The following is a 13,569-nucleotide window of genomic DNA, read 5'->3' as shown; positions in this document are numbered from 1 at the left end:
TGTGGATGGCGTGTCGACGCGGCGGGAGGAGGCCCGCGCGGACCGGGCCGCAGTCGCCGATCAGCGCCGCGCGGACAAGGCAGCGGAGCGTGCGGAGGAGCGGGAGGACCGGCGGCTGGAGTTTGAGCAGCGCCGTGCGGCCGAGGTCGCCACGCGGGAGGCGCGGGAGGCGAAGCGTGCCGGGCGGAAAGCGGCCCGGTCGCGGTTCGCGAAGGCCTTGGTGGCAGCGGGCAGGAAGCACGCGCTGGATCTGCTGTTCGTTCCGGTGATCCTGGTTCCGGCGATCTTGGCGTGGTCGGCGATGGCCGCCTACGGCATGCAGGTGTTCGGCCCGGTCGGGGTGCTGCTGCCGTTGTTCAGCGAGGCCGCGATGTGGGCGTTCGCCGCAGCGGTCACGATCGGGGTCCGCCGGGGCGAGCCGACCGGGTGGCTCAAGGCCGGGGTGTGGGTGTTCGCCGCCGTCGCGGCGGGCTTGAACTTCCTGCACGGCTTCTCGACCGGACACCACTGGGACACCGGTGTCGTGATGGCCGTGGTGTCCATCGGCGGTGTGGTCGTCCACCAGTTGATCACCGCCCGCCCGGCGAAGACGCCCGCGGCGGACCGTCCGTCCACGCCGAGCGTCCGGCCGGAGCCCGTCCAATCGGAACAGCCGTCGGCTGCCGCCGTCCAGTCTGGACACGTCCAACCGACCCCGTTGGACGTGTCCAGCGGCCCCGCGTCGGGTGAACGTCCAGTCGTGCAGCCGGAATCTGTTCAGCTCGACACGGCCGAGGAGCGTGGTTCGGACGTGCGGTCGCCGGAGCGTCCAGCGCCGGTGCCGTCCTCGCCGAAACGGGACCGGGCGTTGCACGAGGCCCGCAAGCACCAGGCCCTCCACGGCGCTCTCCCGACGGTCGATCAACTCTCCGACACGGCCGAGGTTTCCCGAGGCACCGCCGGAACCGTCCTCAAGGAACTCCGGGAACAGCCGCACCACCTTCACGTCATCACGAACACCAGCACCACCAAGGCCAATTCATGATCAGCAAGTCAGTCAGCACCACATCACCACTCAAGAAGCCACCAACTCAGCCCAAGACACCCATCAGCACCTCACCCAGCAAGTACTCACCAACCAAGAAATCAGATGCACACCTATGCATCACGATCTGTCGGGCCGGTGCGCCCTGGAGGGCGCCCGGGAACACCACCGCCGTTGTTGATCTTCACGTGCCACGTGTTGATCTTGAAAGGGGGCCGAAATGCTGACTCTGTCGAACGGATACTCGGTCTCCTACCTCACCGAGGAGGTCGCGAAAGGCCGCGAGAACTACTACACCGACGCGGTCGCCGAGGGGGAGCCGCCGGGGCGCTGGTACGGCGGCGGAGCGGAGAAACTCGGCCTGACGGGGCTGGTCGACGAGCAGGACATGCAGGCGGTCTACGAGCAGTTCGTCGACCCGCGTGACGAGGCGTTCAAGGATCCAGCGCGGTGGGCGGAGGCGTCCACTCTCGGCCACACCGGCCGGAACTATCCAACGGCGGACGAGTTGTACGCGGCCGCGTTGGACAAGGAACCGGATGCGACGGCTGAACGCCGCGAGGAGTTGCGGCTGGAGGCGAACAAGTCCGCGCGGAAGAACGTCGCCTTTCTGGACGCCACGTACAGCGTCCAGAAGTCCGTCACCGTGCTGCACACCGCGTTCGAGGCGCAGCAGGTCCGCGCTGAACGGACGGCTGAACGACTGGACGACGCGCTCGCCGCCGCCACGGCGGCGGGCGCGTCCCCGGCCGACTTGGCCGAGATCGGGCGGCAGCGCGACGACGCCCGCACCGCGGCGGAGTCGTGGCGCGCGCACCGCGACGCGGTCGAGGACGCGATCTGGGCCGGGAACCGTGCGTCGCTGGACTACCTGTCCGAGCACGCCGGGTATTCGCGGGTCGGTCACCACGGCGGGGCCGCCGGACGGTTCATCGATGCCCACGACTTGGTCGTGGCGTCGTTCTTCCAGCACGATTCGCGGAACCACGATCCGCAGCTGCACATCCACAACGCGATCCTCAACCGCGTCGAAGGCGCGGACGGCCAGTGGCGCACGCTGGACGGCCGCGCGCTGTACGCGCACCGGGGCGCGGCGGCGGCGGTGGGGGAGCGCACCACCGAGGAGCACCTCGCGCAGGCGCTTGGGATCTCGTTTGCCACGCGGCCGGACGGGAAGTCCCGCGAGGTCGTCGGAGTCGACCAGCAGGTGATGGACCTGTTCAGCTCGCGCCGCCGCGCGATCACGAAGAAGACCGCGAGCCTGGTCGAGTCCTTCGAAGCCCGGTTCGGGCGGGAACCGAACTCGCTGGAGCTGGACCGCTTGCAGCGGCAGGCCACCTTCGCGACCCGCAAGGCGAAGTCGCACGACGGCGAGACCACGGAGGCACGGCTGGAGCGGTGGGACCGCGAGCTGCGCGCCGAGGTCGCCGACGGTCTCGCCGGCGTCGCCCGCGACGTGCTCAACCTCGCCCACGGTCCGCGCGAAGCCGCCCGGTGGTCCCCGGACGAGGTGCTCAAGACCGCGCTGGCGGACGTGCAGTCCACAAAGGCCGGATGGACCGCACCGGACCTGACCCGCGCGATCTCCGACGCCCTCCCGGACCAGCTGGGCGATCTCGACGGCGCCCAGATCGCGCGGCTGCTGGACACCCTCACGGCCGAGGGCGTCAAGCTCGCGACCCCGCTCGCCACCGACCGTCCCGGCGCCGCCGTCCTGCCGGACGCGTTGAAGCTCGCGAACGGCGAATCCGCCTACGAGGCACCGGGCCGCCGCCTGTACGCGACCCCGGAGCATGTCCACACCGAACGCGCGCTCGCCGCCGCGACGGCCCGGGGCGGTGCCCCGGCGCTGGATGTGTCCGACGTGGACGGGTTCGTGTCCGCTTTGGCGGAGCACGGGATGGTGCTGGGCGCGGACCAGGCCGCCGCGGTGCGCGGCGTGCTGACCTCCGGTGCGGCGGTCGAGTCGCTGGTCGGCCCGGCCGGAACGGGGAAGTCCTTTGTGGTCGGCGCGCTGGCGAAAGCGTGGCAGGACAACGACTTGTGGGGCGGGCAGTCCCGCCGCGTGGTCGGTCTGGCGTCCAGTCAGGTCGCCACGGATGTCCTCGCGGGCGAGGGCCTGACCGCGCGGAACATCGCGCGGTGGCTGCACGCGCAGACGAAGCTCGCCGAGGGTTCGACCCACCCCGACCACGTCGAGTGGCGGCTGAATCCCGGTGACCTGGTGGTGGTGGACGAGTCCGCGATGGCCAACACCGCCGATCTCGCGACAATCCACCACCACGTCGAGCAAGCCGGGGCGAAGCTGCTGCTGACCGGCGACCACCGGCAGCTGGCCGCGGTCGGCGCCGGGGGCGGCATGGACCTGATGGCCACCGCCGGGGCCGCGTATGAGCTGACCGAGGTCCGCCGGTTCCGCGCCGAGTGGGAACGCGGCGCGTCGCTGCGGCTGCGCGACGGCGACGAGACCGTGCTCGGTGACTACCACAAGCACGGCCGGATCCTCGACGGCGGAACCCGCGAACAGGCCGAGGCCACGGCCGGGAAGGCGTGGCTCGCCGACACGCTCGCAGGGAAGCATTCGATCCTGATCGTGGACACCAACGAGCAGGCCGCCCACTTGTCGGCCGAACTCCGCAACGAACTGGTCCGCCTTGGCAGGGTCGCCGAATCGGGGGTGCCGCTGGGGATGCAGGGCACCTACGCCGGCGTCGGGGACCTGGTGCAAGCGCGATACAACGGCTGGCACCTCACCGGGTTCGATGGGAACCCGGAGGCGCCGATCAACCGCAAGCAGTACCGCGTCCTCGACACCCGCGACGACGGCGGCCTCATCGTCGCCCGCGTCCTCGGACGCGAAACCGGTGTCGGCGAGGTACCGGGGGAGCGGATCACGCTCCCCGGCGCCTACGTGTCCGAACACGTGGCGCTCGGCTACGCCTCGACCGTCCACAGCGCCCAAGGCCTCACCGTCGACACCAGCCACGCGGTGGTGACCGAAGCCACCGGCCAGGAAGCCCTCTACGTCGGCCTCACCCGCGGCCGCGAGGGCAACACCGCGCACGTCACCACGGCCACAGCCTATGAACTGGCGTCCCGGGTCGGCGACGACGACCAGCCGCATAGCGGGTTGATGGTGCAGGTGGACAGCCCGACCGGTGACGTTGTCGACGTCGTCCACAAGTCACCGCTCGCCGTCCTCGCCGGTGCGTTCGAGAGCGCGAGTCCGCAGCGTTCGGCACTTCAGGAGGCGACCGAGGCCGCCGCCGAGAACGAAGCGATCCGCACCCCTGCCGAACTTCTCGCCGACGCCACCGAGCTGGCGACCGCCGGTCGTACTCAGCGGTGGCTCGACGAACTGGTGGAGGAGGGGAAACTGACGGAGAACCAGCGCGCACGGATCGCCGCCGAAGACGGCGGGCCCACGCTCGCGCGGCTGTTGCGCCGCGCCGAGCTGGCCGGACACGATCCGCGCGACGTGCTGGACCACGCGGTGACGGCCCGGACGCTGTCCGGGTCGCGGCAGCTCACGAACGTGATCCACCACCGGATCACCGACACCGTCACCCTCGACCCGGTCGGCGATTCCTACGCCGACTGGCTGCCGAAGGTCGACGACCCCCAGTGGGCGACCTACCTGCGGTCGCTGGCCGACACCGCCGACGCCCGCCGCCAGGAACTGGGCGAGCAGCTGGCGGCGGAGCCGCAGCAATGGGCGGTCGAGGCGTTCGGGCCTGTCCCGGAGGACTTGGAAGCGCGGAAGGAGTGGAGCAAGCAAGCCGGGACGGTCGCGGCTCACCGGGAGCTGACCGGGCACGAGGACCCGGAGACCGCGTTGGGCGCGGCACCGAAGTCCGGGCAGGTCGAGGCGTACGCGTCGTGGCGCTCGGCCTGGCGGGTGCTCGGTCGCCCGGAGTCCGGGCGGGATGAGCTGGAGATGTCCGACGGTCAGCTGCTGGTCCGGATGCGGGCGTGGGAGCGGGAGAAGGCGTGGGGCCCGGAGTTCGTCGGCCAGGAACTCGCCGGAACCCACCAGGCCCTCGACGCCCGCCGCCGGGACGCGGCGATGCGCCGCGCCGAAGCCGACGCCGCCACCGAAGACTCGGAGCGGGAACGGCTGTTGCAGGAAGCCGTCGAGGCCGACGCGCTCGCCGACACCCTCGCGGCCCGCGCGGCCGAGCTGGAAGGCGCGGACGAGGCGCGGGCGCTGTGGTACGCCCACACCGCCGAGACCCGCGCCACGGCCGATCGCGCCAGTGCGGAGATCTCTACCCGCAACCTCGACACCACCCCCGCACCGCTGGTGACCTCGGACGAGTGGCTTGAGGCCCACCACGAGCACATGGCCGCCGAGGACGTGCACCGCGAGGTCACCGCCGACCACGATCTCGCCGACGTCACCCAGCAGCGCGCCGACGACGTCGACACCGTCACCCTCGCCGATGCCGACAAGGAGTCGCTCGCCGAGGTCGAGGTGACCGATGTCCGCGAGGTCGCGGCCGCTGAGGACCCGGTCGTCGACTCCGACGACGTGCGGGTGCCGTCGGCCGAGGAGACGGCGGGTTCCGTCGAGCTGGCGCAGCGTGCGTTGAAGGAGATCGCCGCCCGCCAGGCCGTCGAGGAACGGCACGCCGAAGAGGAGGCCCAGGCGGCGGAGCTGTACCGCCGCAACACCAGCGACGCCGCCGACGCGGCCGAGCTGGCCGACGCCGACGGCGCGGTGTACGGGCGATGAACAGGTCAGCCCTGGGAGTGGGCGGGGACGTCGAGCGGTGGAACACCGCTGCGATGCCACGCCCATTCCAGGGTGGCCACGATCGAATCGAGCCAGCCTGGCCGATTCGCGAGGTAACCCGGGATCGGCCGGCGCAGCCACAGCCGCTGAGCGGCCAGGCATTCCGCTTCGATCGTTTCCTCGTGCGCAAGCCCGGTCCGTTCAGTGACGGGGGCGTAGGCGAGGAACGTGCGGCCGTTGTCGAGACGGACGGTCGCGCAAGCGATCCAGCGACACACGTCGACGACACCGAGGGCCGCCCAGCTGCGCTCTCGCTCGTACTGACGTTCGGCCGTGAGCCACAGGCGCGCGAATTCCACGACCGGCACCCGCACGTTGCGGTGGGGGATCCGGTCGAAGTCGCGCCCGGTCAGCTCCATGGAATCCATGGTGACACGCGCCCCCGACAGAAACCGTCCACCGACCGGGGCAATCCGCCGCCGTTCGGTCGCCTTCACCGATGACCGCCCTCTGCGGGCGGAACAAGGTCCGCGCAAGCGCGGACTGTGTTTTTGAGCTTCGCAGCCCGGCTTAGCACGGCCCCAACCTCACGGTAAAGGGGCACATTCCAAAAACTTTTCGGACGCGAAAAGCGTGCGCCCAAAAACTTTTTGGCCTGACCCCTTGACCGCGAGCCTCTGGGGCCGCGCGGTGCGCCGAAAAGGGGCAGCGGCAAGCCGACGCCCCGCCCTCACGGGCAGCGAAGAAAACCACCCGGCACACCAACCGATCACCACCCACACAGGGAGATCGCCATGGCAGCACAGGGAAAGAAGAAGAGCAACGACGAACTCAACGCGGAAGCGCTTGGCATGACCGTCGAGAAGCTCCACGAACTCAAAGGACAGGTCGGAGCCGCGAAAGGGCGCGGGAGGCGCCCGGCCGGGACCGCCGGAGCGGACACCAAGTTCCGGGCCGCTGTCGACGTCCGCATGGGCTGTACGCATTGGAGCTTCTACGTTCTCGCCGGAATCGCGACCTGCCTGGACTGCGGCCACCAGTGGCACATCTGAGAAGGGAAATCGCATGACTCCGCCGCGTGTGCTGGTCACCGGATCTCGCACCTGGACCGACACCACCGTGATCCGGGACGCCCTCGCGAAGGTGTGGCAGCTCGCCGAAGAGTGCTGGGCGCAGTGGGGCGGGCAGATCGAGCAGTGGCTCGCCGACTGGGACCGCTACGGCCGCTCCGCCGGGTTCCGCCGCAACGAGCACATGGTCAACGCAGGTGCCGACTACTGCCTCGCGTTCATCCACGACAACTCCCGCGGCGCCACCCACTGCGCCGAGGCCGCGCAGCGCGCCGGGATCCACTCCGTCATTCACCGCACCGCAACCTATGTCCTCGCCGACGACGACGCGGCCGCGCTCTGACATCTGAAAACACTTGTTTCCGCTCAACCACAAGGAGTTCTGATGGGAATCGTCTACTGCGGACCGTATGCCGACGAGATCGGCCATGACCGCCATGAGGGCTACGCCGCCCGGGTTCTGCCTGACGGCACCGAGACAGGCACCTGGTCGCATGCCACCCGCGAGTTCACCGGCTACCGCGCCCACTGCGAGTGCGGATGGCGCGGGCTCGCTGTTCATCCGCCCACCGACGAAGGCGAGGAACTGGCCGAGGACGAATGGGACGACCACCACCTGCGCCCGATGATCGACGCCATCGCCCGCAAGCACACCGTCACCGGCGAACAGCTGCTCACGCTGATGCGGGACCTGCGCGGCTCGCTGGACCGTGTCGTCAACGACCGGGGCGAGAACGTGCTCACCGACCGCAGCGGCGGCGTCCTTGACGCGGTGGAACGTGTCGAGCAGTTCCTCGACGACCTCGCGCGAGGAGCAGGCGCATGAGCCGCACAGCCACCCACCGGCCCGCCAAGCGCCGACGGCGTTCCCGCCACGACGACCCGGTCGCGGTGGAGCTGTTCTCCGGGTTCGGGGGTCTGACGCAGGGGATCAAGCTGGCCGGGTTCGAGACGATCATGGCCGCGAACCACAACGAGTTCAAGGTCGAGGTTCACGAGGCGAACCACCCGGAGGCCGAGCACTGGATCGCGGACCTGGTCGACCCGGAGTCGGGGGACTACCACGACGCCCGCGACCTGCCCGCCGGTGATCTCCTCTCGGCCGGGGTGAGCTGTGTCAACCACTCGATCGCCAACACGGTCAAGGCATATGAGCAGGGCCTGACGTTGTTCTCGATGACCGACCCGGAGTTCGAGGAGCGGGTGACCCGGTCGGAGCGGGACCGCGCGACGGCGAACTGCGTGCTGCACTACGCCGCCGTGCACCACCCCCGGTTGATCCTGGTCGAGTGCACGACCGAGCTGACGTCGTGGGGACCGGCGATCCCCGGCAAGCCGAAGGTGGGCGACGGGTCGACCTACCGGTGGTGGCTCAAGCAGTTCGACAACCTCGGCTACGACCACAAGATCATGTACTTGAACAGCATGTTCTTCGGTGTGGGCCAGTCCCGCGACCGCTACTACGCCGCGTTCTGGGACAAGGCCCTGCCCGCGCCGGACCTGGAGCACCGGCCGGAATCGTGGTGCGCGCGCTGCGACACGACCGTCGAGGCGGTGTGGTCCTGGAAAACCGGTGTCCCGGCCTCTGGGTCCGTGCGCTACGGCAAGCAGTACAACTACCGCTGCCCGCGCTGCCGGACCGAGGTGTTCCCGCCGATGACGCCGTCGCTGGCCGCGCTGGACCTGTCCAACCTCGGTACCCGCATCGGGGACAAGCCGCACAAGAAGCAGCGGGACGGGTCGGTCGGGCCGCTCGCCGCGGCGACGATGGCCCGCGCGGAACGCTGCCGCCAGAAGTTCGCCGACTACCCCGCCGTCCTCATGCCCGCGAAAGCCGTCCACGGCACGGAGAAGCACATCGGGCAGCCGATGGCGACGCAGACCAGCCAGCAGGAGACCGCGATCCTGTCCACGGGCGCGGTGATCGCCGCGCACCGCCACAACGGCGACGGCCAGCACATCACCCGGCCGATGGACACCGTGACCTCGACGCACGAGAAGGCGATGCTGCTCGCGGTCGCGAACTTCCAGGGCACGCCGCGCAGCGCGGCGGAGCCGTTGCCGACGCAAGCCGGGTCGGAGACGCTCGGCATGGTGTCGGCCGGGGTCGTGCCGTTCCGGCAGAACACGATCCCGACCGTGCACGCCGAGGCCATGCCCACCGTCACCTCCGACCAGATCCCCGGCCTGCTCACCGCCGCCGGGACAATCAAGAACAACGGCGCGATCGGCGAGGCCGGATACCGCGCCCACCCGGTCAGCAGCCCGCTCGGCACCGCCGTGACAACGGCAGCCAGTCAAGCGCTGCTGTTCTCCGAATGGCACGGCACCGACGCGGCCTCGGCCGCGCACCTGGACGCCGTGTGGCGTGCCACGCTCGCCGACCTCACCCTCGACGACTGCTACTTCCGCATGCTCGGCAAGCACGAGATCGGCCGCGGCTGCGGCTTCGACGTGGACTTCCCCGGCTACCAGGGAACGTTCGTCGTCTGGGGAACCGCCCGCGCCCAGACCGACGGCTTCGGCAACGCCGTGACCCCGGCCGTCGGCACGTGGATCGGCGCCCGGCTACGCGCCGTCCTCGACACTCCGGAAGCGATCGCCTGACCGGCGAACGCCGATAGACGCAGATGGACCCCGTCGTGATGACGGGGTCCATCTGCGTCTCAGCCGTTTCGTCAGGGTTTCCCGAGGCGAATAAGGCCGAGGTCAACAGTGGCGTTCAGCAGCCACAAGCCGCCCGCGATGACGGCGAGGATGGCAAGCAGCCGGATCGTGGCCGGCCAGGAGCCGAGGATCTGCCCAGTGAGCTGGAGCAGGGCTCGCCGCTCGGCGCCTGGCTCCTCACGCTCACAGACCGGCGGATTCGGCCCCGGTACTGCTACCTGCTGTTCGTCGTCGCGTGGGACTGTCGTTCTGTCGTCGCGGGCTCGCAAGATTTCCCGTGGAGCATCTATCGTCATGGTGTTCCGTTCTCACGTGTTCCTGCTGGAGGCAAGACACCACCGGACGGGACAGCTACTGGGGGCGGTCTCTTGGATCAGGAGAGACCGCCCCCGCTTTGCGGCCGATGGTGCTCACGAACGAACGTACGAGAACCTGCCCAACCTGGGAACCGCGACTCTGCGAGCGCAGCCGCCGGTACGTTAAGTTGCACAGTTTCAGCTCGGGCACGAGCGGCCCCGCCTGTCCCCTCTACCCCCGCCGGGCGCGGGCAGCGGATGGTTCCGCGCGGCGAACGGTAGCGACCCAGTTGCGAGCCTCCCGGTCAGGCGTCCCTGGGCCGCAGCGCGTCCGCGATGACGCACTGCTGGTGTCGGGTACCGCCGCGGTCGAGATCGCCGATCGTGAAGACCACCCAGCCGACCCAGTGCCCGGTGGTGGTCGCCCGCCACATGCCGAGGAACCCGGGCACCGTGGCGGTGAGGTCAAGCTCGTTCGGCAAGGTCGGCCAGACCTCACCGACCTGGTAGACCTCGCTCAAGTCGACCCACACAGGACGGCTCGGCCGCACCATATGCAGGTACGGCGGCCCTGGTGAAGTCGTGTCGCCAGTATCGAGCATGTGTTCGATTATGTATCGAACACCGCAGGTCGTAGTATCAGGTTCGACCAACTGTCGTCCCTCACCCAGTTCCCGTCGCAACGACGATACTCAGTATCCCTGCAGGCGGAGACCTTGGAGAATGTTCGGATGGCCGATGACATGCTTTCCGGAACAGCCCTGGATCGGTACCGGGTTCCCGCTCTCACCGCCTGCTGGTGGTGCGGGAGTGCCGGGCCGCTGACTCGTGAGCACAAGTTCAAGAAGAGTGACCTCAGCCGCATGTGGGAAGGTACCGAGAGTCTCGTATGGGGAAATGGCACTGAACTCCGGCCGGTCAGGAGTATGCGCAAATCCCGCGATGTCCTATTCGAACCGGGACTGTGCGCACCCTGCAACAACAACCGCAGTCAACCGTTTGACCGTGCCTACGAAGTGTTCTCCGACTACGTCTGGGAACATGTCGAGCTCGGCTGGGCTGGCTGGCTCGACATGGCCCAGATCTACGGCGAGGAGTGGCCGACCAAGGTTCCCGATCTGGCCCGGTACTTCGCCAAACACATCGGCTGCCGGATGGCCAACGACCGTTTTCCGGTGCCGCCATCGCTCTCGGCTTTCCTCGACGGCGCACCCCGCGCTGTGGACGTACAGATGGTCTTGTTTAAGAGTCGATCTCACTACAACGAATGCCGACGAGCTCAAGCGGAAGACGACGATGTCCGGGGGCTCTGGCTAGAGCCTGGGCTTGGCCACGTCAGCCCGTCCCTCGGGCGTCTGGTCACGTACTCCGGCAGCTTGATCGTTAACTACATCGGGGTGTTCTACCGCTGGGAACTCGAACCGGACGGGCTTGCGCCCTTCTACGACTACCGCCGCGCGCGCCTGCACTGGCTCCACAAGCTGCCGGACTGCTGACCTTCTGCTGTTTACCTTCAGCGGCGATCTTGGTCCACGAGTTGGTCCACGAACTGCTGCTCAGCGATGTCGAACACTGCCCGCGTTATGCAAATTGTGAAACACGAGAGAATGCTGCGAAATAAGCGATAAATTGAACTGAATATTCCTCCGCTCAATCCTGGTGATTTGAAGTACGGTTGGTTTCATTGGAACCGTCGCCACTGTGAACAGGTCACGTAAGGGAGGAAAAGTGAGCTCACCCGAAAACGCGAAAGCGCCCCGGGAAATGCTGACCGTCGAGCAGGCAGCCGACCGACTTTCCGTCAGTCGTACCACCATGTTCGCGCTGATCAGGGACGAAGTCGTACCAAGCGTGCTCGTCGGGCGCTACCGGCGTATCCCGGCTGACGACTTGGATGCCTACGTCGAGAGCCTTTCTGCTCCGGAAGGTGACTGATCATGCCGCGCAAGAAGCGACTGGAGGGCACACGTGCACCTAATGGTGCCAGCAGCATCTACCTGGGAAAGGATGGAAAATGGCATGGTCGCGTCACCATGGGTGTGCTCGATAACGGAAAGCCGGACCGGCGACACGTCGAGCGGGCGACTGAGACTGAGGTAGTCAGCAAGGTCCGCGAACTGGAGCGCCTACGCGACAGCGGCAAGGCGCCCAAAGCTGGATCGCAGACCTGGACCGTCGAAAAGTGGCTGACCCATTGGGTCGAGACGATCGCAGCGCCATCCGTTCGCGAGAACACGCTGGCTGGCTATCGAACAGCGGTCTACAAACATCTCATTCCCGGGCTTGGCGCACATCGGCTCCGCAAGCTGGAGCCTGAACACCTCGAAAAGCTGTACGTGAAGTTGGCCGACCGCGGCGCGAAGCCCGGAACGGTGCACCAGGTGCACCGCACCGCGAAGACGGCGTTCAATGTCGCCCTGGAGCGCGGTCGGCTGGACACGAATCCGGCGAAGCTGGCGAAGTCGCCCCGCCTCGACGAGGACGAGATCGTCCCGCTGACTGCGGTTGAGGCGAAGCGGGTCCTGGCCGCGGCCCGCGGTCGGCGTAATGGAGCGCGGTTCGTGATCGCCCTCGCGCTCGGCCTTCGCCGGGGCGAGGCGCTCGGCCTGAAGTGGTCACGAATTGACCTCGACGCCGGTCTGCTGCGGACACCCCGCCAGCTTCAACGGCACAAGTGGAAGCACGGATGCGATGATCCTCACCGATGCGGCGAACGGCTCCACAAGGTCAAGCCCTGCCCCGACGTGTGCACCAGACACGCGAAGTGTCCGCCGGTGTGCCCGGAAGACTGTGCGCGGCACGCGAGTTCGTGCCCGAAGCGTCATGGCGGAGGTCTCCGCGAAGTCGACGTGAAATCGAAGGCCGGACGCCGCACGGTCGGTATCCCCAAACCGCTGCTGGAGCTGCTGCGCGCGCATAGGGCCGCACAGGACGAGGAGCGGGAGTTCGCCGGTACCGAGTGGCAGGAGAGCGGCTGGGTGTTCGCTCAGCCGACCGGCCGCCCGCTCGATCCTCGCGCCGACCACGACGAATGGAAGGCGTTGCTGGCCGAGGCGGAGGTGCGCGACGCCCGGCTGCACGACGCGCGGCATACCGCAGCCACCATGCTGCTGGTCCTCAAAGTCCCGCTGCCCGCGATCATGGAGATTATGGGCTGGGGAGACGCAGCAGTGGCGAAACGCTACGTGCACGTGCCTGACGAGGTCGTCTCCGAGATCGCCGGACAGGTTGGTGACTTCCTGTGGGGCGACACGGCAAGGCCGCAGAGCCCGCCACCGTCCACCGACGCTTCACTGATCAATCAGCTTCAGCGCCTGCTCGACGCCGCCAAGGCGTCAGATACCCCCGACGACGAGGATCCGCCCGCGCTTCGAGTGGTGAGCTGAACACGTATAACGCCTTGTACTGAGACGGAAACTGAGACGGCGGGACTGGCTCATTTGAGCTGGTCCCGCCGTTTTCGCTGGTGACTGTGTTGACCGAAGTCGGGATGACAGGATTTGAACCTGCGACCCTCCGCTCCCAAAGCGGATGCGCTACCAAGCTGCGCCACATCCCGTGACAACCCCGATCTTCCGGGGGGTGTGCGCACAGCCTAGCGGGTCACGCTAAGCTGTTTTCGCACCCGGTACTTCGGGGGCACGCGGGTGTAGCTCAATGGTAGAGCCCTAGTCTTCCAAACTAGCTACGCGGGTTCGATTCCCGTCACCCGCTCCACCGCTTCGAACGAGACCCGCAGGCACTCTGGCCTGCGGGTTCTTTCATTTCCGAGACCGG

The 13,569-nt window shown here is 68.2% G+C and carries 12 protein-coding genes and 2 tRNA genes; 10 read left to right on the top strand and 4 right to left on the bottom strand.

Features of this window, described 5'->3' with window-relative positions:
- Positions 1-10 precede the first annotated feature (10 nt).
- Positions 11-1,024, top strand: a complete 1,014-nt coding sequence (locus ACZ6YV_RS23025) for a hypothetical protein (protein WP_465511573.1) — start codon at positions 11-13, stop codon at positions 1,022-1,024.
- Positions 1,025-1,244: 220 nt separating this feature from the next.
- The gene (gene mobF, locus ACZ6YV_RS23020; protein ID WP_465511572.1) at positions 1,245-5,759 is read left to right on the top strand and encodes a MobF family relaxase; all 4,515 of its coding nucleotides are present in this window, start codon (positions 1,245-1,247) and stop codon (positions 5,757-5,759) included.
- A gap of 5 nt (positions 5,760-5,764) precedes the next feature.
- On the opposite strand, the gene ACZ6YV_RS23015 is transcribed toward mobF, so the two are convergent.
- The gene (locus ACZ6YV_RS23015; protein ID WP_465511571.1) at positions 5,765-6,178 is read right to left on the bottom strand and encodes a hypothetical protein; all 414 of its coding nucleotides are present in this window, start codon (positions 6,176-6,178) and stop codon (positions 5,765-5,767) included.
- A 375-nt stretch (positions 6,179-6,553) separates the two neighbouring features.
- Here ACZ6YV_RS23015 and ACZ6YV_RS23010 point away from each other — a divergent pair, with 375 nt between their 5' ends.
- The 4 genes from ACZ6YV_RS23010 to ACZ6YV_RS22995 are packed head-to-tail and all read left to right on the top strand — an operon-like array spanning position 6,554 to position 9,436.
- Complete coding sequence (locus tag ACZ6YV_RS23010) at positions 6,554-6,811, top strand: hypothetical protein (protein WP_465511570.1); 258 nt, start codon at positions 6,554-6,556, stop codon at positions 6,809-6,811.
- Between the two features lie 13 nt (positions 6,812-6,824).
- Entirely contained in the window at positions 6,825-7,172 is a 348-nt protein-coding gene (locus ACZ6YV_RS23005; RefSeq protein ID WP_465511569.1) for a hypothetical protein, read from the top strand.
- 42 nt (positions 7,173-7,214) lie between these two features.
- Positions 7,215-7,655 carry a hypothetical protein gene (locus tag ACZ6YV_RS23000; RefSeq protein WP_465511568.1) on the top strand — a complete coding sequence of 147 codons (441 nt, stop codon included), beginning with the start codon at positions 7,215-7,217 and terminating at the stop codon, positions 7,653-7,655.
- Positions 7,652-9,436, top strand: a complete 1,785-nt coding sequence (locus ACZ6YV_RS22995; RefSeq protein ID WP_465511567.1) for a DNA cytosine methyltransferase — start codon at positions 7,652-7,654, stop codon at positions 9,434-9,436. Before ACZ6YV_RS23000 ends, ACZ6YV_RS22995 begins: the two co-directional genes overlap by 4 nt.
- 71 nt (positions 9,437-9,507) lie before the next feature.
- Here the strand turns inward: ACZ6YV_RS22995 and ACZ6YV_RS22990 are convergent, their stop codons facing one another.
- Both ACZ6YV_RS22990 and ACZ6YV_RS22985 read right to left on the bottom strand, forming a co-directional pair.
- The gene (locus ACZ6YV_RS22990) at positions 9,508-9,792 is read right to left on the bottom strand and encodes a hypothetical protein (protein WP_465511566.1); all 285 of its coding nucleotides are present in this window, start codon (positions 9,790-9,792) and stop codon (positions 9,508-9,510) included.
- 305 nt (positions 9,793-10,097) lie between these two features.
- Positions 10,098-10,394: a hypothetical protein gene (locus tag ACZ6YV_RS22985; protein ID WP_465511565.1), complete on the bottom strand. Its 297-nt coding sequence runs from the start codon at positions 10,392-10,394 to the stop codon at positions 10,098-10,100.
- Between the two features lie 129 nt (positions 10,395-10,523).
- Between ACZ6YV_RS22985 and ACZ6YV_RS22980 the strand changes: the two genes are divergently transcribed.
- The 3 genes from ACZ6YV_RS22980 to ACZ6YV_RS22970 all read left to right on the top strand — a co-directional run bounded on the left by ACZ6YV_RS22980 (position 10,524) and on the right by ACZ6YV_RS22970 (position 13,178).
- Entirely contained in the window at positions 10,524-11,288 is a 765-nt protein-coding gene (locus ACZ6YV_RS22980; protein ID WP_465511564.1) for a hypothetical protein, read from the top strand.
- A 232-nt stretch (positions 11,289-11,520) separates the two neighbouring features.
- Positions 11,521-11,727, top strand: coding sequence for an excisionase family DNA-binding protein (locus ACZ6YV_RS22975; protein ID WP_465511563.1), 207 nt, complete (start codon positions 11,521-11,523; stop codon positions 11,725-11,727).
- 2 nt (positions 11,728-11,729) lie between these two features.
- Positions 11,730-13,178: a tyrosine-type recombinase/integrase gene (locus tag ACZ6YV_RS22970; RefSeq protein ID WP_465511562.1), complete on the top strand. Its 1,449-nt coding sequence runs from the start codon at positions 11,730-11,732 to the stop codon at positions 13,176-13,178.
- 99 nt (positions 13,179-13,277) lie between these two features.
- Here ACZ6YV_RS22970 and ACZ6YV_RS22965 read toward each other — a convergent pair.
- Positions 13,278-13,351 (bottom strand) — tRNA-Pro (locus ACZ6YV_RS22965).
- Positions 13,352-13,435: 84 nt separating this feature from the next.
- Here ACZ6YV_RS22965 and ACZ6YV_RS22960 point away from each other — a divergent pair.
- Positions 13,436-13,509: transfer RNA gene (locus tag ACZ6YV_RS22960), tRNA-Gly, on the top strand.
- Positions 13,510-13,569: the final 60 nt, after the last annotated feature.

The sequence above is a fragment of the Amycolatopsis sp. NPDC102522 genome (assembly GCF_055584485.1).
Note: the sequence above shows the minus strand (reverse complement) of the source record. Positions and strands in the feature narration are given on the sequence as shown.

Bases quoted from the DNA above. Each gene is read 5' to 3' on its own strand.
- mobF (WP_465511572.1), top strand. From the start codon at position 1,245: ATGCTGACTCTGTCGAACGGATACTCGGTCTCCTACCTCACCGAGGAG.
- ACZ6YV_RS22980 (WP_465511564.1), top strand. From the start codon at position 10,524: ATGGCCGATGACATGCTTTCCGGAACAGCCCTGGATCGGTACCGGGTT.
- ACZ6YV_RS22990 (WP_465511566.1), bottom strand. From the start codon at position 9,792: ATGACGATAGATGCTCCACGGGAAATCTTGCGAGCCCGCGACGACAGA.
- ACZ6YV_RS22985 (WP_465511565.1), bottom strand. From the start codon at position 10,394: ATGCTCGATACTGGCGACACGACTTCACCAGGGCCGCCGTACCTGCAT.
- ACZ6YV_RS23005 (WP_465511569.1), top strand. From the start codon at position 6,825: ATGACTCCGCCGCGTGTGCTGGTCACCGGATCTCGCACCTGGACCGAC.
- ACZ6YV_RS23000 (WP_465511568.1), top strand. From the start codon at position 7,215: ATGGGAATCGTCTACTGCGGACCGTATGCCGACGAGATCGGCCATGAC.
- ACZ6YV_RS23010 (WP_465511570.1), top strand. From the start codon at position 6,554: ATGGCAGCACAGGGAAAGAAGAAGAGCAACGACGAACTCAACGCGGAA.
- ACZ6YV_RS22995 (WP_465511567.1), top strand. From the start codon at position 7,652: ATGAGCCGCACAGCCACCCACCGGCCCGCCAAGCGCCGACGGCGTTCC.
- ACZ6YV_RS22970 (WP_465511562.1), top strand. From the start codon at position 11,730: ATGCCGCGCAAGAAGCGACTGGAGGGCACACGTGCACCTAATGGTGCC.
- ACZ6YV_RS23015 (WP_465511571.1), bottom strand. From the start codon at position 6,178: ATGGAGCTGACCGGGCGCGACTTCGACCGGATCCCCCACCGCAACGTG.